Raw genomic sequence first — 23,704 nt, forward strand, 5'->3', positions numbered from 1 at the left:
AAAATAATTAGTCTGGCGGGTTCTTCGATTGCTCGGGCTCACAACGGCTCACATTAGCCACCGGCATCGGCACCAGAACGCCGCGCGGCTCACGCCTTGAATGACGTATCGGCCGCATACCACTCACCAGCTTGCGTGCGACCAGCAGATAAAAGCCGCCGCCCGGTGATTGCCAGGTATCACCCCAGGAATCCAGCGACGCCAGTCGCGACTGCCAGCCTGACGATGCAAGCGGCGGACGATAGCACCCGAAGCGGCGTTTCTCCAGCGCAAAACCCAGCAGGTGCAACCAGTCGCTCACCCGGCTCGGCGCAAAGCAACGCGCACGCCCCAGCGCATCGCGGGCGAACACATGTCGCGCGCCCCAGGCACTGATCGGATTGATACCGATGATCAGCATATGGCCGCCGGGCCGCACACTGTGGGCGGCCTCGCGCAGCAAACCGTGCGGTGAAAGGCTGAAGTCCAGGCCGTGTTGCAGCAGGACCACGTCAGCGGCGTATTCGGTCAACGGCCAGGCTTGTTCTTCGCAGGCAATCTCGACGCCGCTAAAGGGTGCGCCAAGGCGCACGCTGCGCTGAATTTTATCGGCATTCGCAGCCGGCTCAGCCGAAGGCCCGTAATGCACGAGGTAGCCGCCGAAAAACCGCTGCAGTTCTTCATCCAGCATGCGTTGTTCGGCGCCGAGCAGCATGCTGCCAACGGGGCCGTTGAACCAGTCACGGGCGTCGCCGATCAATTTAAGCCAATCGGCATCTGCTTGAGCAAAAGGATGCTCGGACATATTAATACCTGCGTAGCCGTGTGAAGCATTGAGGCTTAAGATGCACCTTTACGTGCAGATAAGCGATGAGCAACATGATAACTATCGACGCCCTCCCCGCATTCACAGACAACTATATCTGGTTGTTACAAGACCCGGAGCAGCAGCGCTGCGCGGTGGTCGATCCCGGTGATGCCGCGCCCGTAGAAGCCTGGCTCGATGCGCATCCAAAATGGCAACTCAGCGATATTCTCATCACTCACCACCATTTTGACCATGTCGGCGGCATTGAAAAACTCAAGCAACGCACCGGTGCCCGCGTGCTCGGGCCTGCCAGTGAGAAGATTCCGGGCCGCGATGTCAGCCTCAAGCAAGGCGACAGCGTCGAGGTACTCGGCCACACGTTGCAGGTCATCGAGGTGCCGGGCCATACCTTGGGCCACATTGCCTATTATCAGGCCCAGCAACACTGGCTGTTCTGTGGCGACACGCTGTTCGCCGGCGGGTGCGGGCGACTGTTTGAAGGCACTCCGGCGCAAATGCACGACTCACTGAGCCGTCTGGCCGCCTTGCCTGAGCAAACCGCAGTGTATTGCACCCACGAATATACCCTCTCCAACCTGCGCTTTGCCCTCGCCGCCGAACCCGGCAATAAGGCACTGCAACAACGCACGCAGCAGGTCACTGAATGGCGCGAAGCAGGTGAAATCAGTTTGCCATCAAGCATCGGCCTGGAGCTCAAGACCAATCCATTTTTACGCTGCAACGAATTGTCTGTTAATGAAATATTACAAGAGCGCGACGGTCGGTCGCAGCGTACGCCAGTAGAGGCCTTCGCTGCCTTGCGCAGCTGGAAAGATTCCTTTTAGAGGCTACTCAGGTCGCAAAAACGCTGGTCAAAACTTGACCATGCCGCTGTCGATTCCTAGAATCGCCCGACCTCTGAATCGGATCGAACACTCTTTCTAATGCCTTTACTTGTAGCTAAACCATTGAATTCAAAGGCATTAGCACACACAGCGAAAGCGCTCGTGGTGATGTTCTGTGCAATCGCGGCCGGCTGTCAATCCATCGACAGTAACGACGCCGCCAACCTTAAAACGGTCAACCCGGCAAGCTCAAAACCTGAAGTCGAGTGGACCACGCTGAGCGAACAAACCCAGCCTCAGGACATCTGGGAGCGGATTCGCGAAGGCTACAAACTGCAGGAAGAGATCGGCGTAAACCCGCGCGTCGAACAACAACGCCTGTGGTTCGCCAGCAACCCTTCTTTTGTGCGCACAGCCAGTGATCGCAGCAGCCCCTACATTCATTACATTGTTGAGCAGCTCGAAGAGCGCAACATGCCGATGGAGCTGGCGCTGCTGCCCATGATCGAGAGCGCCTATAACCCGTTCGCTTACTCGCATGCCAAGGCGGTGGGTTTGTGGCAGTTCATGCCAGCGACCGGCAAGCACTTCAATCTGCGTCAGACCAGCTGGTATGACGGCCGTCGTGACGTAATGGCCTCGACGCACGCAGCCATTACCTATCTGTCGCGCCTGCACGACATGTTCAACGGTGACTGGCTGCTCGCACTTGCGGCCTACAACGCCGGTGAAGGCCGTGTCAGCCGGGCTATCGAGCGTAATCAGAAGCTTGGCTTACCGGTCGATTACTGGAATCTGCCGCTGCCTGAAGAGACGCGCAACTACGTGCCCAAGCTGCTGGCCATCTCGCAAGTGGTCCTCAGCCCGGATGCTTACGGCGTGGCGCTGAGCCCGGTGGCAAACGAGCCCTATTTCGAGCAGGTTGTGTTCAAGCAGGAAATGGACCTCAACCGCATTGCCGAGCTGGCCGATGTCGATCCCGACGAGTTGTACCTGCTGAATCCGGCATTCAAGCGTCACGTCACCATGGATGGCCCCAAGCGTCTGCTGGTGCCGATGGATAAAGCCGATCAGGTGACAGCCACACTGGCCAATCTGAAACCGCAGGATTTGCTCAAATGGCAGCAATACACGGTTCGTCGTGGTGACAACCTGAGCAGCATCGCCAGACGCTACGGCGTTGCCACTGCCGAATTGAAGAGAACCAACAAGCTCAGCAGCAACCGCCTGCGTATTGGCCAAAAGCTCACATTGCCGATGGGTGCAGGGTCGCCACTGGCGCCGCAACAAGCCCTTGCCAGCAACCAGCGCAGCAATACCAAGTACACCGTTAAACGCGGTGACAGCCTGTCGAGCATCGCCCGCGCCAATAAAGTCAGCATCAATGATGTGAAGCGCTGGAACGGCATGAAAAACAACAACCTGCGCGCCGGTCAGGTATTGGCGCTGAAAGCTCAAACCAGCACCAGCAGCCGCAGCGCCGTAACCTACTACAAAGTGCGTAAAGGCGACTCGCTGTCAGTGATTGCTCAGCGCTTCAAAGTGCCGATGAAGCACCTGAAAACCTGGAACCCACGCTCAAGCAGCGCCCTCAAGCCTGGCCAGACCCTGACTCTGCGTCTGCCGCGCTAAGCCAAACCTGCATCGCCGGCAATCGGCGGTGCAGGTGCTTTCCAGCGTAACCGCCCCGCCTGCACCTGCCCCCTTCCCCAGCCTTTTCGTGGCTTGATTGAGCGCCTGCTCAAACTCGCTGCGGCCTCAACCTTTTTCCTGCCGATACAAGCTGTTACTGTACCCAACCAGAAGCCCATAAAGCTGCCACGGACCGGATATTTACTTGATACGTGCCCTCCTCACAGTGTTGATCAGTTTGGCAATTAGCCTGCCCGCTTGGGCGACGATCACCAAAAGTCATGGCTATGCTCAGTTCGGCACGCTCAAGTACCCCGCCAATTTTACCCATTTCGACTGGGTAAACCCGAAAGCGCCCAAGGGCGGAAGCATCACGGTGATGGCTTCCGGCACCTTCGATACGCTCAATCCTTATACATTCAAAGGCACCAGCCCGGTCTCGACCGCCAACTTCCTGCAATATGGCGTTAACGAGTTGAACGAGACACTAATGGTCGGCACCGGCGCCTATGACCCGTCCGGCGACGAGCCCGCCTCAAGCTATGGCCTGATTGCCGAATCGGTCGAATACAGCGAAGACCGTAGCTGGGTCGTGTTCAATCTGCGCAAGCAGGCGCACTTTCACGACGGCAAGCCGATCACCGCCTACGACGTAGCATTCTCCTATCGCCTGCTGCTCAAGGAAGGCCATCCGCAATACCGCACCAACTTGCAGGAAGTTAAGCGGGTCGACATTCTCAATCGGCATCGCATCCGCTTCGTGTTCAAGCGCTCCGGCAACCCGCTGCTGATCCTGCGCCTCGGTGAGCTGCCGGTATTGCCGCAGCATTACTGGAAAGACCGCGATTTTCAGGCGACCACTTACACCCCGCCGTTGGGCAGTGGCCCGTACAAGATTACCGATGTACGCCCCGGCCGCAGCTTGCGCTTTGAGCGGGTGAAAAACTGGTGGGGCAAGGACCTGGCCGTCAACAAGGGCAAGTACAACTTCAACACCGTGAATGTCGAGTTTTACCGCGACAGCAATGTCGCGTTCGAAGCGTTCAAGGCTGGCGAATTCGACTTCTATATCGAACAGCAGGCGAAGAACTGGGCCAATGGCTATAACTTCCCCGCGCTCAATCGTGGCGAAGTAGTTCGCGCCGAAATTCCGCACAAGATTCCCACGCAGACTCAGGCGCTGTTCATGAACAGCCGCCGCGCTACGTTTTCCGACAGCCGAGTGCGCGAGGCGCTGGGACTGATGTTCGACTTCGAGTGGACCAACCGCACGCTGTTCAACAATGCCTACACCCGCGCCAACAGCTATTACCCCAACAGCGAATTCACAGCCACGGGCAAACCCAAAGGGGCCGAGTGGCTGCTGCTATCTGCGGTGCGCGATCAGTTGCCCAAGGGCCTGCTCACTGAGCCTTTCAAGATGCCGCATACCGAAGGTCATGGTATTCCGCGTGAAACCTTGCGCAAGGCCCTGGGTCTATTAGCCGATGCCGGTTGGGAAACCGGCAGTACAGGTCTTGAGAATGCCAAGGGCCAACCGCTGCAATTTGAAATTCTGCTGGTCAACCCGAACCTTGAACGCATTCTGCAACCCTTCACCCGCAATCTCGCCAGCATCGGCATACAGGCCAATTTGCGCACGGTTGATCGCGCTCAGTACAAGCAACGCCTCGACCAGTTCGACTTTGACATGATCCTGCTGACCCTTCCGCAAACCCTCAGTCCGGGACTTGAGCAGTGGCTGTATTTTCACTCCAGCCAGGCCAAGGTTCGTGGCGGCAAGAACTACGCAGGGATTGATAATCCGGTAGTCGACCTGATGCTCGACAAGCTGTTGAACGCGCAAACCCGCGAGCAACAGATCGCCGCCACCCGCGCCCTCGACCGCGTTCTGCTGTGGCAGCACTACACCATCCCGAATTGGTACATCAATTATCATCGCCTGGCCTACCGCAACCGGTTCGCCTTCGTCACCACGCCGCCCTACACACTCGGCCTGCGCACTTGGTGGCTGAAACCTACGGAGAATGCCCGCTAATGCTTTCTTTGCGCACCACTCTCGGCCATTGCAGTGCCGTCTTGCTTCTCAGCCTCGCCAGTATTGTGCAGGCCGCACCGCAACATGCGCTGACGCTCTATGGCGAAGCGCCGAAATACCCGGCCGACTTCAAGCACTTTGATTACGTCAATCCCGATGCGCCCAAAGGCGGAACATTGCGCCAAGCCGGTTTCGGTGGTTTTGACAGCCTCAATCCGTTCATCAACAAAGGGGTTTCGGCCGACGACCTCGGGCTGATGTACGACACGCTGACCACGCACAGCCTGGATGAGCCGTTTTCCGAATATGGTCTGGTGGCCGAGAAAATTGAGAAAGCCCCGGACAACAGCTGGGTGCGTTTCTTCCTGCGCAAAGAAGCCCGCTTCAATGATGGCCAGCCGCTCACCGCAGAAGACGTTAAATTCACCTTTGAGACGCTGATGGAAAAAGGCGCCCCGATGTACAAGGGCTACTACGCTGATGTCGACAAGGTTGAGATCGAAGGCCCGCATCAGGTCCGCTTCGTGTTCAAACACGCCGGCAACCGCGAATTGCCACTCATTGTTGGTCAGTTGCCGGTGTTGCCCAAGCATTACTGGGCAGACAAAGACTTCGCCAGAGGAAATCTGGATATTCCGGTCGGCAGCGGCCCTTATAAAATCAGCGAAGTACAGGCCGGGCGCTCGATCGTCTATGAACGCGTCAAGGACTATTGGGGCAAAGACCTGGCCGTTAATCGCGGCTTTTACAACTTCGACAAGATGCGCATCGACTATTACCGCGACAACACCGTCGCACTCGAGGCCATGAAAGCCGGCCAGTTCGACTTCTGGCTGGAAACCAGCGCCAAGAACTGGGCCACCGCTTACAACAACTCGGCCGTCGCCAACGGCCAGTTGATCAAGGAAGAAATCCGCAACTACAACCCGACCGGCATGCAGGGCTTCATCTTCAACATTCGCCGTCCCCTGTTCAAAGACCCACGGGTGCGTGAAGCGCTTGGCCTGTTGTTCGACTTTGAATGGGCCAACAAGCAGCTGTTCAATGGCGCCTACACCCGCACCGACAGCTACTTCGACAACTCGGAGCTAGCGGCCAAAGGTTTGCCAAGCCCCGCCGAGTTGAAGCTGCTTGAACCCTTGCGCGAGCAGATTCCGCCCAAGGTCTTCACCGACGAATTCATCAACCCGGTCACCGATGCCAGCGGCATGATCCGCGACCACCAACGCCGCGCGTATCAGTTGCTGCAAGAAGCAGGCTGGCGGGTTGTAGACGACAAGATGGTCGACGCGCAAGGCAATCCGGTGAGCTTTGAGTTCCTCCTCGCGCAAACCGAATTCGAGCGCGTGTTGCTACCTTTCAAGCGCAATCTGGCAGATCTCGGTATCGAACTGGTGATCCGCCGCGTGGACGTCTCGCAATACATCAACCGCCTGCGCTCGCGCGACTTCGACATGATCGTCGGCGGCTTCGGCCAGTCCAACTCGCCCGGCAATGAGCAGCGCGAGTACTGGCATTCGAGCAGTGCCGACAACCCTGGCAGCCGTAACTTCATCGGCCTAAAAGACCCGGCAATTGACTCCCTGGTTGAAGGCCTGATCAAAGCCGACTCACGCGAAAACCTGATCAACTACACCCGCGCACTCGACCGCGTGCTGTTGTGGGGCCACTACGTGATTCCTAACTGGCACATCACCACTTGGCGGGTGGCGTACTGGCACAAGCTTGAACACCCGCAAGTCACCCCGCAGTACGACATCGGTCTTAACACCTGGTGGGTGCGTGAGGTGACGACACCGCCGGAAGATGCTGAAACACAGGCGCCAGCCACCCCAGCCACAGGCGCGGAGCAATAGCATGCTGGCGTATATTTTCCGACGATTGCTGCTGATTATCCCGACCCTGTTCGGCATTTTGCTGATCAACTTCATCATCATCCAGGCTGCTCCGGGCGGCCCGGTTGAACAGATGATTGCCAAGCTTGAAGGCTTTGATGGCGCTACCAGCCGGATTGCCGGCGGCGGCGCGGAAGTTTCGGTGGCAGGCTCCAATTACCGCGGCGCGCAAGGCCTCGACCCTGAGCTGGTGGCGGAAATCCAGAAAATGTACGGTTTCGATAAATCGGCGCCGGAACGCTTCTGGATCATGCTCAAGAATTACGCCCAACTCGATTTCGGCGAGAGTTTCTTTCGCGATGCCAAGGTGATCGACCTCATCGTTGAAAAGATGCCGGTGTCGATCTCGCTGGGGTTATGGAGCACCCTGATCATGTATCTGGTGTCGATTCCGCTCGGCATCGCCAAGGCTACGCGCCACGGCAGCTCGTTTGACGTATGGACCAGCTCGGCGATTATCGTCGGCTACGCAATCCCGGCGTTCCTGTTCGCCATCCTGCTGATTGTGGTCTTTGCCGGTGGCAGTTACCTCGACTGGTTCCCGCTCCGGGGGCTGACCTCGAACAACTTCGACGACCTGAGCCTGGGCGGCAAGATTCTCGACTATTTCTGGCACCTCGCCCTGCCCGTCACCGCGCTGGTAATCGGCAACTTTGCGACGCTGACCCTGCTGACCAAGAACAGCTTCCTTGACGAGATCAACAAACAATACGTGGTGACCGCTCGCGCCAAAGGCCTGACCAATACCCGCGTGCTTTACGGGCATGTGTTCCGTAACGCCATGCTGCTGATCATTGCCGGATTTCCTGCGGCCTTCATCGGCATTTTCTTTACCGGCTCGCTGCTGATCGAGGTGATCTTCTCCCTCGACGGTCTGGGCCTGATGAGTTTTGAAGCCGCCATTAACCGGGATTATCCGGTGGTGTTCGGCACGCTGTTTCTCTTCACCTTACTGGGGCTGATCGTGAAATTGATCGGTGACATTACCTACACCCTAGTCGATCCGCGCATCGACTTTGAAAGTCGGGAGGGTTGATATGGCACTCTCTCCGATGAATCAACGCCGGCTTCAGCTGTTCAAAGCGCATAAACGCGGCTGGTGGTCACTGTGGATTTTCCTTGCCCTGTTCACCCTGAGCCTTGGTGCGGAATTAATCGCCAACGATAAACCGCTGGCGGTGCGTTACGACGGTCAATGGTATTTCCCGGTGTTCAAGCGCTATCCGGAAACCGTATTCGGCGGCGAATTCCCTTTGCAGGCGAATTACAAAAGCCCGTACATCCGTAACCTGATCGAGGAAAAAGACGGCCTGATGGTCTGGCCACCGATTCCCTACAGCTACTCCAGCATCAACTACGACCTTGAGGTTCCCGCTCCGGCACCGCCGTCCGCCGCCAACTGGCTGGGCACAGACGATCAGGGCCGGGATGTGTTGTCGCGGGTGATTTACGGCTTCCGCATCTCGGTGTTGTTCGCGCTGATTCTCACCGTGCTCAGCTCGATCATCGGCGTATTTGCCGGTGCGCTGCAGGGCTTTTACGGCGGCTGGGTGGACTTGGTCGGCCAACGCTTTCTGGAGGTCTGGTCCGGTTTACCGGTGCTTTATCTGCTGATCATTCTGGCGAGTTTCGTGCAGCCGAACTTCTGGTGGCTGCTGGGTATCATGCTGCTGTTCTCGTGGATGAGCCTGGTCGATGTGGTGCGCGCGGAGTTCCTGCGCGGGCGTAACCTCGAATATGTCCGCGCTGCGCGGGCGCTGGGCATGGAAAACGGCGCAATCATGTTCCGCCACATCCTGCCCAACGCGATGGTTTCGACCATGACCTTCATGCCGTTCATCCTCACGGGCGCCATCGGCACACTGACCGCGCTGGACTTCCTCGGCTTCGGCCTGCCGCCCGGCGCACCGTCGCTTGGCGAGCTGGTTGCTCAGGGTAAGTCCAACCTGCAGGCACCGTGGCTGGGCATCAGCGCATTTGCCGTATTGGCAATCATGCTCAGTTTGCTGGTGTTTATTGGCGAGGCAGCTCGCGATGCGTTCGACCCAAGGAAATAAAATGAGCGACGTCGATAACCTCATCGAAATCCGCGACCTGGCGGTTGAGTTCGTCACCGGCAGCCAGCGCCAGCGTGTGGTCGAGCATGTCAGCTTTGATATCCGCCGTGGCGAAACCCTGGCGCTGGTTGGTGAAAGTGGCTCGGGAAAATCGGTTACCGCGCACTCGATCCTGCGCCTGCTGCCCTACCCGATTGCCCAACACCCCGCCGGCACCATCACCTATCAAAGTGAAGATCTGCTCAAGGTTGATGAAAAGAAGCTGCGCGGGATTCGTGGCAACCGCATCGCCATGGTCTTTCAGGAGCCCATGACCTCGCTGAATCCGCTGCACAGCATCGAAAAACAGATCAACGAAGTCCTGGGTCTGCACAAGGGCCTCAGCGGTAAAGCGGCCACAGAGCGCACGCTTGAACTGCTGGATCTGGTCGGCATCCCTGAGCCTCACAAACGCCTCAAGGCTTATCCGCATGAGCTTTCAGGCGGGCAGCGCCAACGCGTGATGATCGCCATGGCGCTGGCCAACGAGCCGGAACTGCTGATCGCGGATGAGCCGACCACGGCGCTGGACGTTACCGTGCAGCTGAAAATCCTCGATTTGCTCAAGGATTTGCAGGCGCGGCTGGGCATGGCAATTCTGCTGATCAGCCACGATTTGAACCTTGTTCGAAGAATTGCACACCGAGTATGTGTCATGCAGCGCGGAAAGATCGTCGAACAAGGGTCGTGTGAAAATTTGTTCCACTCGCCTCAGCATGAATACACCCAGGAGCTCCTGGGCGCTGAGCCTAGCGGCAGGCCTATTGCCAATCCGCCAGGGTCTACACTGCTTGAAGTCGACAACTTGCGCGTCTGGTTTCCGATCAAGAAAGGTCTGATGCGTCGCACTGTCGATTACGTTAAAGCGGTAGACGGCATCGGCTTCAAACTGCCTCAGGGCCAGACCCTGGGCATTGTTGGCGAGAGTGGCTCGGGTAAATCGACGCTGGGCATGGCAATTTTGCGCCTGATTGGCAGTGAAGGCGGTATCCGTTTTCAGGGCCAGGCGCTGGATGGCATGTCGCAACACGACGTTCGCCCGTTCAGGCGGCAAATGCAGGTGGTGTTTCAGGACCCGTTTGGCAGCCTGAGCCCACGGATGTCGGTGAGTCAGATTGTCGGTGAAGGCTTGCGCATTCATCAGATGGGCACTGATGCCGAGCAGGAACAAGCGATTATTGATGCGCTTGCGGAGGTAGGTCTGGATCCGGAAACCCGGCACCGCTATCCCCACGAGTTTTCAGGCGGGCAACGGCAACGTATTGCCATTGCCCGTGCTTTAGTGCTGAAACCGGCGCTGATTCTGTTGGACGAGCCGACTTCGGCACTCGACCGAACCGTTCAGCGCCAAGTGGTAGAACTGCTGCGCTCATTGCAGGCCAAGTACAACTTGACCTACCTGTTCATCAGCCATGATTTGGCGGTGGTACGGGCTCTGAGCCACCATTTGATCGTGGTCAAAAGCGGTCAGGTCGTCGAGCAAGGGCCAGCAGACGAAATATTTGCAACACCGCAGCATATTTATACGCAGCAGTTGTTGGAGGCCGCCTTCTTGGCGCCTGCAAAAACTGAGTAATCCTTAAAGCAGGAAGAGGAAGAGTACACATGGGTTTTCTAAGCGGTAAGCGCGTACTGATCGTTGGCGTCGCCAGCAAACTGTCCATCGCGTCCGGTATTGCAGCCGCAATGCACCGCGAAGGTGCTGAACTTGCCTTCACCTATCAGGGTGAGAAGCTCAAAGGCCGTGTTGAAGAATTCGCCGCTGGCTGGGGCTCGGGCCCTGAGCTTTGCTTCCCGTGCGATGTGGCCAATGACGACGAAATTGCCAACGTTTTCACCGAGCTGAGCAAGAAGTGGGACGGTCTCGACTGCATCGTTCACTCCGTAGGCTTCGCACCTGGTGATCAACTCGACGGCGATTTCACCGACGTCACCACCCGTGAAGGCTTCCGTATTGCCCACGACATCAGCGCCTACAGCTTCGTGGCGCTGGCCAAAGCGGGCCGCGAGATGATGAAAGGCCGCAACGGCAGCCTGCTGACGCTGTCCTACCTGGGCGCTGAGCGCACCATGCCTAACTACAACGTCATGGGCATGGCTAAGGCCAGCCTCGAAGCCGGCGTACGTTATCTGGCAGGCAGCCTTGGCCCGGAAGGCACACGCGTTAACGCGATTTCGGCTGGTCCGATCCGCACCCTCGCCGCTTCCGGCATCAAGAGCTTCCGCAAAATGCTCGCAGCCAACGAGAAGCAGACCCCGCTGCGCCGCAACGTCACCATCGACGAAGTCGGCAACGCCGGTGCATTCCTTTGCTCCGACCTGGCCTCGGGTGTCAGCGGCGAAATCATGTACGTCGACGGCGGTTTCAACACCACCGCGATGGGCGCGATGGACGACGCCTAAGCGCGTGACGCTGATCAACTGCCGGGATTGACTGGCAGTTGATTGAACAAGCCCACAAGGTTCGCCTTGTGGGCTTTTTTGTGGGCGTTTGGATGCAGGGTTTGTTGTTGATCTTGCGAGGGTCATGACGGATTGCGGCGCTATGCTTCGCTGTCCATCCTCCGGTTTGTTTATGTGTCTGACACGCGGTTGATGTTGATCTTGCGATGGCTCGACGGATTGCGTCGCTTCGCTGCGCTATCCATCCTCCGGTTTATCTGGCGGAGGTTGGAATCCGCTTGCGGCTTCCGACATGGCGATCTCATGCCTTCCGCGGGATTGGTGTTGATCTTACGATGGCTCGACGGATTGCGGCGTTGCGCCGCTATCCATCCTCCGGTTTATCTGGCGGAGGTTGGAATCCGCCTGCGGCTTCCGACATGGCGGCCTCATGTATGGCGCGGGGTTGGTGTTGTTCTTGCGATCGCTCGATGGATTGCGGCGCTTCGCTGCGCTATCCATCCTCCGGTTTATCTGGCGGAGGTTGGAATCCGCTTGCGGCTTCCGACATGGCGGTCTCATGCCTTACGCGGGATTGATGTTGATCTTGCGATGGCTTAACGGATTGCGACGCTGCGCTTCGCTATCCATCCTCCGGTTTATCTGGCGGAGGTTGGAATCCGCTTGCGGCTTCCGACATGGCGACCTCAAGCCTGACGCGGGATTGGTGTTGATCCTGCATTGGCTCGACGGATTGCGGCGATGCGCCGCTATCCATCCTCCGGTTTTGTTTATGACCGGAGGTGGGTTTGTTTTCGATTGCTCGACGTTAACGTCAGGGTTGTTCAGCCAGTATGCGGTAGGCCTTGAGGGTGTTGAACGGGGCTTCGACCACGAACTTGTTGGCCAACCAGGATGGCACGCTGCCGCCCGGTTCGGTGTGCACCTGATACACCACCTCGACCACGCCTGACGCTTTCGGCGTGAACGTCCAACTGCCGTCGACCTTGCTCACGCGGACCATGCCATCAGTCGGCGGCAGGTCATTCGGTGCGCCTTGCATGCTGCGGGTTACCGTGCCGTCGCTGGATTTTTTACTGGTGACCTTCATAACTGAATCGCGCGGCGTTACCGGCCAAGGCGTATTGAACTGCGAGTACACCCAATAAACATCGCCTTCCTGCTTGAGCAACTTTTGCGACTTGCACTCGTGAATCCATTTACATGAACCCATGGCATCGTTCTGCAGGGCTAGCAGTTTGGGCATCTCTGCCTTGATCTGGGTGACGCCGCGATACGCCTTGTAAGGCGAGCCCGCGACCTCACTCAGGTAGACCTTGATGCCATCTTCATCCTTCACCAGATTCCACTGCTCGGCCTGCACAACACCTGCCGCCATCAGAGCCAGTGTTGCAACCATCATTCGAGTCGACTTTGTCATCGCGCCCCCAGGGCATCATTGATCGTGTGAACTAGCATGCAACCTGCGGCGTGACAGCCGTTTGATCCTCCAGCCACGCGAGCAGGCGGATGGCCTCCTCATGTGTGTCGCCACAAACAGCCACGTCTGCCGAGAAGGCTGAGCAGACTTTTGGTCGTTCCGGCTTGCCGAAAATCGAGCATAAATTATCGGGTGAAAGCTGCACACAACGCACACCGGCAGGTTTGCCTTGTGGCATGCCGGGAATCGGCGAACTAATAGAGGGAGCAATACAGCAAGCGCCGCAACCTGCGCGACAGTCCATGGGTGTTAAACCTCAAAAAGGAATACTGATCTACTCGCCGATTTTACTCGTATTTAAGCGAACTTAGCAGCCACACCATGCAAATTTACGCCTCCAGATAAGGCCTGGAGGCGTACGCCATTATGCTTATTTGGCAGGTTTCAAGCGCGCCAACAGGCTGGAGGTGTCCCAACGGCCGCCGCCCATACCTTGAACATCGGCATAGAACTGATCAACCAGCGCGGTTACTGGCAGCTGCGCACCATTGTTACGCGCCTCGTTGAGCAGAATCGACAGGTCCTTGCGCATCCAGTCCACCGCAAAACCGAAGTCGAAATCACCCGCCAGCATGGTCTTGTGACGGTTCTCCAGTTGCCATGACTGCGCAGCGCCTTTGCTGATCACCTCCATCGCTGCCTCACCATCGAGGCCAGCGCACTGAGCAAAGTGCAACGCCTCACTCAAGCCCTGAACCAGGCCGGCAATGCAGATCTGATTGACCATCTTGGTCAGTTGGCCGCTGCCAGCCTCACCCATCAGGCGCGCCATGCGGGCGTAGGCCTGAATCACCGGTTCGGCGCGAGCGTAGGCTGCTGCATCACCGCCCACCATGATTGTCAGGGCGCCATTGACCGCACCCGCCTGCCCGCCAGACACCGGCGCATCAAGAAAACCCAAGCCCAGCTCGGCGGCCTTGCCAGCCAGTTCGCGGGCGACATCGGCGGAGGCCGTGGTGTGATCGACCAGAATGGCTTCGGCCTGCATGCCAGCAAACGCGCCATCGTCACCGAGCACCACGCTGCGCAGGTCGTCGTCGTTGCCCACGCAAACCATCACCAATTCGGCGCCCTGCGCGGCTTCGCGAGGCGTTGCTGCGCTACGGCCGGCATAGGTCTCGACCCAGTCGGCAGCTTTGGCCGGGTTACGGTTATATACGCACACATCATGGCCCGCTCGCGCCAGATGACCGGCCATAGGGAATCCCATTACACCCAGACCGATAAAGGCTACCGTCGTCATACAACACCTCCGAATTCATGAATTTGCAGCCTATCACGGGATTTGCTTTGATAGAAAACAGCTTGCAACAGTTGCTTTAGCTGTCTGCACAATCGCAATTGAGCGTATATGCTGCTGATTAGCGATTTTTACTGGATTGCCAGCAACTGTTCACGCAACCCACCGCATTAACGGCACACCCACAGCGCAGGGAGAGCCCATGGGACACTGGCTGGTAATAGACCTTGAAGCCACCACCGAAGAAGGCGGCTGGCCCGTAGAGGAAATGGAAATCATCGAAATTGGCGCCAGTCTGGTACGGGCTGACGGGCATGAAGTCGATCATTTCCAGCGGTACGTGAAACCCCAGCGACGCCCGCACCTGACCCAGTTTTGCCGGGAGCTGACTCACATCAGCCAGCAAGCCATCAACAGCGCCGCGCCGTTGACCTCGGTGTGGCCGCAATTCGAGCGCTGGCTGGTCAGCCATCAACCGCATTTACAAGGTTGGGCCAGTTGGGGCGCTTATGATAAACGTCAGCTGGAGCAGGAATGGCAGCGCCACGAATTGAGCAGTTGCCTGCATGATATTAACCACCTGAACCTCAAGCGTCGCTTCAGCGAAGAGCGCAAACTGCAACAGCCGGTCGGCCTGCACACCGCTTTGCAGCTGGCCGGATTGCAATTCAACGGCCAACAACACCGGGCGCTGACCGACGCCCGTAACACCGCCCGCTTATTACCTTTGATTCTGCCGCTAGAAAGCCACGCAAAGCGGATGACGCAACGTTAACGCTTGTGCATACTTGCCCACCTTTATTTACAGCCTTTGAGGATTAGCAGATGTTCAAGGTCAATGAGTATTTCGACGGCACCGTCAAATCCATCGCATTCGGGATGGCTGAAGGCCCGGCAACGATCGGCGTAATGGCGCCAGGCGAATATGAATTCGGCACCAGCCAGCTAGAAGTCATGCACGTGGTTGCAGGCGCACTCACGGTGAAACTGCCAGGCACTGAAAAATGGGAAACCTTTGCCGCCGGGAGCAAGTTCACCGTTCCTGCAGACAGCAAATTCCAACTGCAGGTCGCCACTGAAACGGCCTACCTTTGCGAATATCGCTAAGTAGAGAAGTCCGTTAAAACCGGCCTCCAGGCCGGTTTTTTATTTGTACTGCCGCTAATTCTTAGGATGAGAGATGCACAGCCCCTTTAGTCGATTTCCAGTGTTGCTGCCGATTGCGTTGGTGATCATCGCCATGATTTCCATCCAGAGTGGCGCGTCGCTGGCCAAGAGCCTGTTTCCGGTGATTGGCGCTGAGGGCACTACCGCGCTGCGTCTGGGTATCGGCGCGCTTATTTTGTGCCTGCTGTTGCGCCCGTGGCAGGCCAAGCTGACCCTGCAATCGTGCCGCTCGCTGCTGGCCTACGGCGTTGCGTTGGGGCTGATGAATCTGATGTTTTACATGGCCTTGCAAACTATCCCGCTGGGCATCGCTGTTGCACTGGAATTCACCGGCCCGTTAACGCTGGCGTTGTTGTCGTCGCGCCGGCCAATCGACTTTCTATGGATCGCCCTCGCCGCCACGGGTTTGTGGTTGCTGTTGCCGACCAACCTGACAGACGAGCCGCTCGATCCCGTGGGGATGGCGCTCGCGCTGGGCGCAGGTGCCTGCTGGGCGATGTACATCATTTTTGGCAAACGCGCGGGCAGTGAGCACGGCCGCCACACGGTCGCGCTGGGCACGCTGGTAGCCGCGATCGTGGTGATTCCGATTGGCCTGTGGCAAGCCGGCAGCAACCTGTTCGCGCTGGATATCTTGCCCATTGCCTTTGGCGTTGCCGTCTTGTCCTCGGCGCTTCCTTACAGCCTGGAGATGATGGCCCTGACGCGCCTGCCAGCCCGAACATTCAGCATCATGATGAGCCTGGAGCCTGCGATTGCCGCATTAGCCGGGCTGCTGTTCCTCACCGAACACCTGTCGTTCAGCCAATGGCTGGCAATCAGCTTCATCATTCTCGCCTCCACCGGCACCGCCGCCACGATGAAGCCGCAATCGCCCGCGCAGCCGCAAGATTGCGGCTGACGCATCTATTGCGAATTGAACTGCAATTCGGCAAGTCGCGCGTACAGCGCATTAGTCGCCAGCAGTTGCTGATGGCTGCCAATTGCCTGCAACTTGCCCTGATCAATCACCGCAATGCGATCGGCTCGGGTGACGGTCGCCAGCCGGTGCGCGATAACCAATGTGGTGCGCCCCTGCATCAGCGTTGGCAGCGCTTGCTGAATCAGGTGTTCACTCTCGGCATCCAGCGCACTCGTAGCCTCGTCCAGCAGCAGTATCGGTGCATCCACCAACAAGGCACGGGCAATCGCCAGGCGCTGACGTTGACCGCCGGAAAGGCCTAAACCGGAGTCGCCCAAATGGGTCTGGTAACCCTGCGGCAAGCGCATGATGAACGCGTGCGCGTGCGCCGCCTTGGCAGCCGCCTCGACCGCTGCGTCGCTGGCTTCGGTATTGCCATAACGAATGTTGTCTTCGACCGTGCCGAAGAACAGCGCCGGGTTTTGCGACACCAGCGCAAAGCAGCTGCGCAACTGATCAGGGTCGAGCAGGTTGATTGGCTGCCCATCAATCAATATCCGCCCGGTTTGCGGATCGAAAAAGCGCAGCAGCAAATCAAACAACGTCGACTTTCCGGCACCGGACGGCCCGACCAGCGCGACCGTTTCACCGGGCTCAACCTTCAGCGATATACCCTCGACGGCGAAGGTATCGGGCCGTAACGGATAAGCAAAGTGCACATCCTCAAGCTCAATACGCCCTTGAACCGGCGTGGGCAATTCAAGCTGACCGCTTGCAGGCGCGCGGATCTGATTCCTGGCCTGCAACAGTTCGCTGATGCGCTCGGCGGCACCGGCTGCGCGTTGCAACTCGCCGATCACCTCACTCAGGGTGCCGAATGAGGAGCCTACAATCAGGCTGTAGAACACAAAGGCGGCCAATTCCCCGCCCGAGATACGCCCGGCGATCACATCCATGCCACCCACCCAAAGCATGACGCCGACCGCCCCGAGCACCAGCACGATCACCACCGTAATCAGCCAGGCGCGCTGGGCAATGCGCTTGCGTGCGGTGGCAAATGCAGCCTCGACCGACAGACCAAAGCGGTGTTTGTCCTCGTCCTGATGGTTGTATGCCTGCACCGTCTTGATCTGCCCCAGCACCTCGCCGACATAGCTGCCGACATCCGCGACGCGATCCTGACTCTGGCGCGACAAAGCGCGAACTTTGCGGCCAAAAATAAGAATCGGCGCAATCACCAGTGGCAACGCCACCAGCACAATTGCACTGAGTTTGGGGTTGGTGATGACCAGCAGCACCACGCCGCCGATCATGATGATCAGGTTACGCAGCGCCATCGACAACGATGAGCCAATCACCGACTGCAACAGTGTGGTGTCGGCAGTCAGGCGCGACTGGATTTCAGAGCTGCGGTTGCTTTCATAAAAGCCCGGATGCAGTTCGATCAGGTGATTGAACACGCGCTTGCGGATGTCCGCGACAAAGCGCTCGCCAATCCATGAAACCAGATAAAAGCGCGTGTACGTGCCGACGGCGAGTGCCAGCACCAGCGCAAAAAACAGCGCAATCGAGTGCTTCAACGCCTCGGCAGACTGGGTGGCCAGGCCCTGATCGACCAGCAGTTTAATGCCCTGACCCATCGACAACGTAATACCGGCGGTGAACACCAGCGCCACCAACGCGCCGAGTACACGCCAGCGATAAGGCGCCACAAAAGCCCAGGCCATGCGTAATGCGTTGCGTTGACGGGCCGACAAGAGAGATCGCATGGTTGCTCGCAAAAGGACTTAGACCCACTGAAGATGGGGCCTGACGCTTATTCAATCAACCCTGTCGCGCTCGATAGTCTGGGCGCGGCTGCAATCAAGCGCCGCGCCTTTGCCCAACACTAATCGCGCGAAACGATTCAGCCGTGCTCGACCGGATAGAGCAATTCTTCGCGATAGCCCGCCCAGACTTTCACCACATCCGGGAATGCCTCATCCAGCGCAATGTCGCCGCTATCGACCAGCAACGCACGGCCCTGCAACGTCGCAAGCTTACGTTTGGTGGCAACCACGCGCAGATTATCCAGGCCAATCGCACGTACCACTCGCGGGCTCAGTTGCTGATTGCCGCGCCCGAGAATGTGCCCCTGCCCGCCAATCGCGGTCACCAGCAAGCGCACCGGATGTTCCGCGATCAGCTCATACAACTGCATCTCGTTCACGTCTGCCGCCAGCACTGCGCCGTTCTCGATAACATCAACGCCAAGCAGCGTGGTGTTCAGGCCAAGATTGCCAGCCAGCCCGTGCAAGGTAGAGCCGGGGCCGAATACATAACGCACATCCGTCTCCCAGGTATCTTCCAGCCAGGCAGCCAAATCACTCAACACCAGTTCTTCAGACTCGACGCCACCCTGCTTGACCTGCTGCACAAAGCCGCCCTCTTCCGGCACGGTCAGCTCGCCATACCAGCGTGCAGCCACTTTGCCGCCGCGCAACGCAGCCTCGTCGATATCGCGCACCTCGCCTCTGGCCAGGCGCACCAAGCCGCCCTCGACCAAACGTCGGGTCAGCTCGCCGGCGGCGCGTGGGCTGATCGCATACACGCCGGACTGAATCTTCACCCCTGCCGGAATTCCCAGCACCGGCTGGCCCTCACGCGCAGCGGCAGATACGTCGCGGGCGGTGCCATCGCCTCCGGCGAACAGAATCAACGCAACGTTGGCGTCCTGCAGCAACTCAACGGCTTTGCGGGTATCGTCAGCGGTTGTCAGCGCGTGCGCAGCGTCAGCATCGAGCCCTGCGGGCAGGCGGTAGGAAAAACCCATCTCAGCGAGCAGGTCAGCGCCCATCGCCCCCGGATACGTAACAAACTGCAGCCGGTCGCGCAGCTCAAGCAAGCATTCCAGTGCAACACGGGTCCGCAGCGCCGCTTTGGGCTCAATACCGAGCGCCAGCGCTTCGTCGGCCATGCCATCACTGCCCTTGAAACCAGCAGGCCCGCCGAGCCCGGCCAACGGATTGATAATCAAGCCAATGTGAAATACCGCCATAAATTCCTCGTTTGGCTACGCTTGAATGGTCTTTTCAAAACCGGTAATTTTTTGGCACAGTAACTACACCGCAATAGCGCACCAGCACTATTGCCAGCTACCCCCCTCTAATCAGGAGACAACTGATGAACACCAGCAAAGACGGCGCACAATCTTCGGACACTGCCAGCGCTGACCAGCCGGTGGGTGGTGCGATAATCGATGACGAAGGCCACGAAGTACCGATCACCGAAGAAATGATCCAACAGGCCTGCGAAAAACTCGAAGTGAGCCGCACCGGCGCCACTGAAAAACACGACTGACACACAAGCAGGTTCATTGTGCGTGAGCCTGCTTAGCATGCTGCAACCCGACCAGCAGTCTGTCAGGCCCATACTGCGCCGACATTTGGTAACGGTGCATCAGCGTAATTGCGCGCCCAGCGCGCGGACTTGCCGGATCAGTGCCGGCGCCTCGCCTTGCACGCGAACGCTTAAACCGTCTATTTCACGGCGCACCGGATAGTGCTTGCGCAGCGCATCGAACGCCGCCCGCCGCTGGCTTTCGTCGCCGCGCACACAGCGCCGGAAATCGGCATCGTCGCGGCGCGGGTCATACACTGCCCGGCAAATAGTTGCCAACGCCCAAGGCAACTGCGCCTCGGCATTGAAGGTCAGTTCGGGCAACCATGATGGCGGCATCAGTTCATCCAGCTGCACGGTCTCGGCCACTGCCAAATGCGCACATAACGCCTGATAGATTTGCGCCGTGCCGCGCAATTTACCATCCAGGCTGTAGCCGGCAATGTGCGGCGTGGCGATCTGGCACAAGTCGACCAGCGCTGGATCAGCCAGAGGCTCGCCTTCCCATACGTCCAGCACTGCTTGCAAGTCGGGGCGCTGGCGCAAAGCGGCAAGTAGAGCCTGATTATCGACAACCGGGCCACGACTGGCGTTGATCAACCAAGAGCCCGGCTGCAATTGCGCCAAGCGTGCTGCATCGAGCAAGTGCTGAGTCGGGTGTTCACCGACGGTGGTGATTGGCGTGTGCAGGCTGATCACATCGCACTCGGCAAGAATCTGCTCAAGGCTGACAAAATGGCCGCCCTCTGCCGCGGCGCGCGGCGGGTCACACACGAGAACCTGCCAGCCAAGATTGCGCAGCACCTCAACCAGACGGCCGCCGACCTGGCCAGCGCCGACCACGCCATACACTTTGCCCGCAAGGTCGGCTCCCTGCTGCTCGGCCAGCACCAGCAAACTGCCCAGCACATAATCGACCACGCCCCGGGCATTGCAGCCGGGCGCACTGGACCAGCCAATGCCAGCTTCGGCGAAATAGTCGAGATCAAGGTGATCGGTGCCAATGGTCGCAGTGCCGACAAACCTGACCTTGCTACCCGCGAGCAAGGCCTTGTCAACGCGCGTCACTGAACGCACCAGCAAAACATCGGCATCGGCCACGTCAGCGGGTTTTATACCGCGCCCCGGCAACCGGGTAATCTGGCCGAAGCCTGAAAAAAACTCGTCAACCAGTGGAATATTTTCGTCTGCGACAATACGCATGATCCAACTCCCGATAAGCAGAGCGGCAGTTTACCAGTTGCAGCCAATGCTGCGAGCGCACGGGGCTGCCAATAGCCGCGCGATTATTTCGCCAACACCTTTAAAAAGCCTGCTCCACACGCTTCCTGACCATGCGGTCAAAGCGTATACTTCGCGGTTTTTCCAGAGCAAATGCCATGTCCGCAACACCCGCCAGCCAATCACGTTTTCAGCGCGCTCGCACCGAGCTGCGCGGACTGATGGTGCTTGCTACGCCGATCATCATCGCGCAGCTTGCCAATACCGCGATGGGCTTCGTCGATACGGTCATGGCTGGTCGCGTTGGGCCGCGTGATCTGGCAGCGGTGGCGCTCGGCAACTCGATCTGGATTCCGGTTTTTTTGCTCATGACCGGCATTCTGCTGGCCACCACGCCCAAGGTCGCCCAGCGTTTTGGCGCGGGCGAACACGCCTCCATTGGCGCGCTGGTGCGTCAGGCGTTGTGGCTGGCATTGGTGGTGGGCGGTTGCGCCGCCATGTTGCTGTGGAACGCCGAAATCATCCTGCACAAGATGAATGTCGAGCCCGATCTGATCGGTCCGGCCATGGGTTATTTGCGCGCTGTCGCCTGTGGTTTCCCGGCCGTTGCCTTGTACCACGTACTGCGCTGTTTCAGTGACGGCCTGGGGCTTACCCGGCCGAGCATGATCCTTGGCCTGTGCGGCTTGGTGTTGAATATCCCGCTCAACTACATCTTCATTTACGGCAAGTTCGGCCTTCCCGCGATGGGCGGCGTTGGTTGCGGCTGGGCAACCGGCCTGGTCATGGGCTTTATGCTTTTGGGCATGCTGACGTGGGTAAAAATCGCCAAGGCTTATCGCGACAGCCAGTTATTCAGCCAATTCGACTGGCCACAATGGGCCGTGATTAAACGCCTGGTTTCGATTGGCTTGCCAATCGGCATTGCAGTATTCGCCGAGTCGAGCATTTTCGCGGTGATTGCCCTGCTGATCGGCGGGCTGGGTTCCAAGGTGGTTGCCGGCCACCAGATCGCCCTGAACTTCAGCTCGATTGTGTTCATGATCCCCTATTCGCTCGGCATGGCTGCCACCGTTCGTGTCGGCCAGGCGCTGGGGCGCGGTCATCCCCGCGATGCGCGTTTTGCCGCAGGCGTAAGCATGGCCACTGCACTGGCATACGCGTGCCTTTCATGCACACTGATTTTGCTGTTTCGTGAGCCTATCGTCGGCATCTACACCGATAACGCCGAGGTTATTGCCTTGGCAGCGTCGCTGATCGTCTACGCCGCACTGTTCCAACTGTCAGACGCAGTGCAGGTCACTGCGGCCGGCGCGCTACGCGGCTATCAAGACACCCGAGTGACCATGCTGCTGACATTGTTCGCCTACTGGGGCATCGGCCTGCCGATTGGTTATGCGCTGGGTCTGACCGACTGGCTGGGCGAGCCCAGCGGCCCACGCGGTCTCTGGCAAGGCCTTGTAGTGGGCCTTACCTGCGCGGCGATCATGCTCGGCTATCGGGTTTCGACCAGCGCCCGCAAGCGAATCAAGTCGTCTACTATTGGCGAATGATCGCCCGCAGCCTTGTCCTTCTTCTGCTGTTTACCCTCAGCGCCTGCCAGCCGGGTGATGACGGCCTGGCATTGCAGGCCGACTACCTCAAGCGCCTGAATGGCGCGCTGGACGGTGCCGGAGTCGAACCGTTCGACAGCAAACGATTGGCGCAATATCGCCTGCCTGCGAGACGCCTGCGCGTTAGTGAAATCAGCGATATCCGCATCAGCCTGCTCGACCTGTTGATTGATGTGCGCCGCTGCCCGGATTTGCAGCTGCTCATCAGTGAACGCAACAGCATTCTCGGTAAACAGATGCAGCCCAGCAGCCGCCTCGGTTATGAAGGCGATCTGCTGCGGGCGATAGACGCGTGCCGGGCGTACCTGCAGACCCAACCCGATCAGTCACTCAATCAGACGCTGGCAACCCTGCAAGCGCAAAAGCGCTATCAACTGTTGCAGGTGTACTGGAATGCACTCAATGCCAGCCCAGAGTTCGAGCACAGCCTGCGCTTTAGTCAGCAGGCGTTGCCGGTAAGCGCCACGCGTGAGAATCCGGCGGTGCAGGCATTGGCGCAACTGGCTCAAGTTGGCAGCCAGTTACCGCAGCAACTGCCACCGGCCACGGCCCAGCTCGATCCGCTGTTTTTCACCTTGCAGGCCGACCAGCAAGCGCCGCAATTGATCACCAGCCTGCTCAGCCTGACCGACACCCTTGAGCAGGCCAGCGCGCTGCTTGAGCAACGCTTGCGCAAACGGCCGCTGTGCCCGATTGGCAAGCCAACGCAGCGTGCGCGGGTGATGCAGAATATTTTCGTTAAATACTACGCAGGCAGCCTGCAACCGTATCTCGCAACGGTTAGCCAGCAAGGCACGCAATGGAGTGAAACGCTGCTGCAACTGGCGTCTGTCGAGCAGATTCCGCCTGCGCTGGACACTTACCTGCAACAACTGGCCGGAACTGAGGATTCGCTTTGGCAGGGGTTTCAGGCGGCCAACAATCGCCATGTGAAGGCTTGGCAGGCGCTGTTGAAGTCGTGCGCAATGGCGCCCGGCCAATCCGGCTGGACGGATCAGCCCTGAGCGT

21 protein-coding genes are annotated in these 23,704 nt (G+C 58.6%); 14 read left to right on the forward strand and 7 right to left on the reverse strand.

Annotation, left to right across the window (positions count from 1 at the left end):
- Window positions 1–7: 7 nt before the first annotated feature.
- Entirely contained in the window at window positions 8–784 is a 777-nt protein-coding gene (locus tag PMYSY11_RS12065; RefSeq protein WP_150549326.1) for a class I SAM-dependent methyltransferase, read from the reverse strand.
- A 74-nt stretch (window positions 785–858) separates the two neighbouring features.
- Between PMYSY11_RS12065 and gloB the strand changes: the two genes are divergently transcribed.
- The 8 genes from gloB (at window position 859) to fabI (ending at window position 11,696) form a co-directional block, all read left to right on the forward strand.
- Window positions 859–1,632 carry a hydroxyacylglutathione hydrolase gene (gloB, locus tag PMYSY11_RS12070; protein ID WP_150549713.1) on the forward strand — a complete coding sequence of 258 codons (774 nt, stop codon included), beginning with the start codon at window positions 859–861 and terminating at the stop codon, window positions 1,630–1,632.
- Between the two features lie 99 nt (window positions 1,633–1,731).
- Window positions 1,732–3,264, forward strand: a complete 1,533-nt coding sequence (locus tag PMYSY11_RS12075) for a LysM peptidoglycan-binding domain-containing protein (RefSeq protein ID WP_069900174.1) — start codon at window positions 1,732–1,734, stop codon at window positions 3,262–3,264.
- 208 nt (window positions 3,265–3,472) lie between these two features.
- The gene (locus PMYSY11_RS12080; protein ID WP_069900377.1) at window positions 3,473–5,302 is read left to right on the forward strand and encodes an extracellular solute-binding protein; all 1,830 of its coding nucleotides are present in this window, start codon (window positions 3,473–3,475) and stop codon (window positions 5,300–5,302) included.
- The gene (locus tag PMYSY11_RS12085; protein WP_150549327.1) at window positions 5,302–7,158 is read left to right on the forward strand and encodes an extracellular solute-binding protein; all 1,857 of its coding nucleotides are present in this window, start codon (window positions 5,302–5,304) and stop codon (window positions 7,156–7,158) included. The genes PMYSY11_RS12080 and PMYSY11_RS12085 overlap by 1 nt, the downstream gene beginning before the upstream one ends.
- Before the next feature lies 1 nt (window position 7,159).
- The gene (locus PMYSY11_RS12090; RefSeq protein ID WP_069900172.1) at window positions 7,160–8,233 is read left to right on the forward strand and encodes a microcin C ABC transporter permease YejB; all 1,074 of its coding nucleotides are present in this window, start codon (window positions 7,160–7,162) and stop codon (window positions 8,231–8,233) included.
- Between the two features lies 1 nt (window position 8,234).
- A complete protein-coding gene (locus tag PMYSY11_RS12095; RefSeq protein WP_069900171.1) occupies window positions 8,235–9,254 on the forward strand; it encodes an ABC transporter permease in 1,020 nt (339 codons plus the stop codon).
- A 1-nt stretch (window position 9,255) separates the two neighbouring features.
- Window positions 9,256–10,869, forward strand: coding sequence for an ABC transporter ATP-binding protein (locus tag PMYSY11_RS12100; RefSeq protein WP_150549328.1), 1,614 nt, complete (start codon window positions 9,256–9,258; stop codon window positions 10,867–10,869).
- Window positions 10,870–10,898: 29 nt separating this feature from the next.
- A complete protein-coding gene (fabI, locus tag PMYSY11_RS12105) occupies window positions 10,899–11,696 on the forward strand; it encodes an enoyl-ACP reductase FabI (protein WP_069900169.1) in 798 nt (265 codons plus the stop codon).
- Window positions 11,697–12,510: 814 nt separating this feature from the next.
- On the opposite strand, the gene PMYSY11_RS12110 is transcribed toward fabI, so the two are convergent.
- From PMYSY11_RS12110 to PMYSY11_RS12120, 3 genes are all read right to left on the reverse strand, one after another.
- Complete coding sequence (locus tag PMYSY11_RS12110) at window positions 12,511–13,116, reverse strand: START domain-containing protein (RefSeq protein ID WP_150549329.1); 606 nt, start codon at window positions 13,114–13,116, stop codon at window positions 12,511–12,513.
- Between the two features lie 31 nt (window positions 13,117–13,147).
- Window positions 13,148–13,420 carry a YkgJ family cysteine cluster protein gene (locus PMYSY11_RS12115; RefSeq protein ID WP_075723359.1) on the reverse strand — a complete coding sequence of 91 codons (273 nt, stop codon included), beginning with the start codon at window positions 13,418–13,420 and terminating at the stop codon, window positions 13,148–13,150.
- A gap of 126 nt (window positions 13,421–13,546) precedes the next feature.
- Window positions 13,547–14,419 (reverse strand): NAD(P)-dependent oxidoreductase, encoded by an 873-nt coding sequence (locus PMYSY11_RS12120; RefSeq protein ID WP_090512182.1) that lies wholly within the window; start codon window positions 14,417–14,419, stop codon window positions 13,547–13,549.
- A 199-nt stretch (window positions 14,420–14,618) separates the two neighbouring features.
- Between PMYSY11_RS12120 and PMYSY11_RS12125 the strand changes: the two genes are divergently transcribed.
- The 3 genes from PMYSY11_RS12125 (at window position 14,619) to rhtA (ending at window position 16,484) form a co-directional block, all read left to right on the forward strand.
- On the forward strand, window positions 14,619–15,191 hold the full coding sequence (locus PMYSY11_RS12125) for a 3'-5' exonuclease (RefSeq protein WP_150549330.1): 573 nt from the start codon (window positions 14,619–14,621) through the stop codon (window positions 15,189–15,191).
- Between the two features lie 50 nt (window positions 15,192–15,241).
- Window positions 15,242–15,523 carry a pyrimidine/purine nucleoside phosphorylase gene (gene ppnP, locus PMYSY11_RS12130; protein WP_069900165.1) on the forward strand — a complete coding sequence of 94 codons (282 nt, stop codon included), beginning with the start codon at window positions 15,242–15,244 and terminating at the stop codon, window positions 15,521–15,523.
- Window positions 15,524–15,596: 73 nt separating this feature from the next.
- A complete protein-coding gene (rhtA, locus tag PMYSY11_RS12135) occupies window positions 15,597–16,484 on the forward strand; it encodes a threonine/homoserine exporter RhtA (protein WP_069900164.1) in 888 nt (295 codons plus the stop codon).
- A gap of 5 nt (window positions 16,485–16,489) precedes the next feature.
- On the opposite strand, the gene PMYSY11_RS12140 is transcribed toward rhtA, so the two are convergent.
- Both PMYSY11_RS12140 and PMYSY11_RS12145 read right to left on the reverse strand, forming a co-directional pair.
- The gene (locus PMYSY11_RS12140) at window positions 16,490–18,253 is read right to left on the reverse strand and encodes an ABC transporter transmembrane domain-containing protein (protein WP_150549331.1); all 1,764 of its coding nucleotides are present in this window, start codon (window positions 18,251–18,253) and stop codon (window positions 16,490–16,492) included.
- A 137-nt stretch (window positions 18,254–18,390) separates the two neighbouring features.
- Window positions 18,391–19,521: an ATP-NAD kinase family protein gene (locus PMYSY11_RS12145; RefSeq protein WP_150549332.1), complete on the reverse strand. Its 1,131-nt coding sequence runs from the start codon at window positions 19,519–19,521 to the stop codon at window positions 18,391–18,393.
- A 125-nt stretch (window positions 19,522–19,646) separates the two neighbouring features.
- Between PMYSY11_RS12145 and PMYSY11_RS12150 the strand changes: the two genes are divergently transcribed.
- On the forward strand, window positions 19,647–19,823 hold the full coding sequence (locus PMYSY11_RS12150; protein WP_170827750.1) for a PA1571 family protein: 177 nt from the start codon (window positions 19,647–19,649) through the stop codon (window positions 19,821–19,823).
- Between the two features lie 99 nt (window positions 19,824–19,922).
- On the opposite strand, the gene pdxB is transcribed toward PMYSY11_RS12150, so the two are convergent.
- On the reverse strand, window positions 19,923–21,065 hold the full coding sequence (pdxB, locus tag PMYSY11_RS12155; protein ID WP_150549333.1) for a 4-phosphoerythronate dehydrogenase PdxB: 1,143 nt from the start codon (window positions 21,063–21,065) through the stop codon (window positions 19,923–19,925).
- Between the two features lie 176 nt (window positions 21,066–21,241).
- Here pdxB and PMYSY11_RS12160 point away from each other — a divergent pair, with 176 nt between their 5' ends.
- Window positions 21,242–22,636 (forward strand): MATE family efflux transporter, encoded by a 1,395-nt coding sequence (locus tag PMYSY11_RS12160; protein ID WP_090512195.1) that lies wholly within the window; start codon window positions 21,242–21,244, stop codon window positions 22,634–22,636.
- A complete protein-coding gene (locus tag PMYSY11_RS12165) occupies window positions 22,633–23,700 on the forward strand; it encodes a DUF3080 family protein (RefSeq protein WP_239655479.1) in 1,068 nt (355 codons plus the stop codon). Before PMYSY11_RS12160 ends, PMYSY11_RS12165 begins: the two co-directional genes overlap by 4 nt.
- Window positions 23,701–23,704 lie beyond the last annotated feature (4 nt).

Origin of the sequence: Pseudomonas marincola, from assembly GCF_900682675.2 — a bacterium.
Classification (GTDB): domain Bacteria; phylum Pseudomonadota; class Gammaproteobacteria; order Pseudomonadales; family Pseudomonadaceae; genus Aquipseudomonas; species Aquipseudomonas marincola.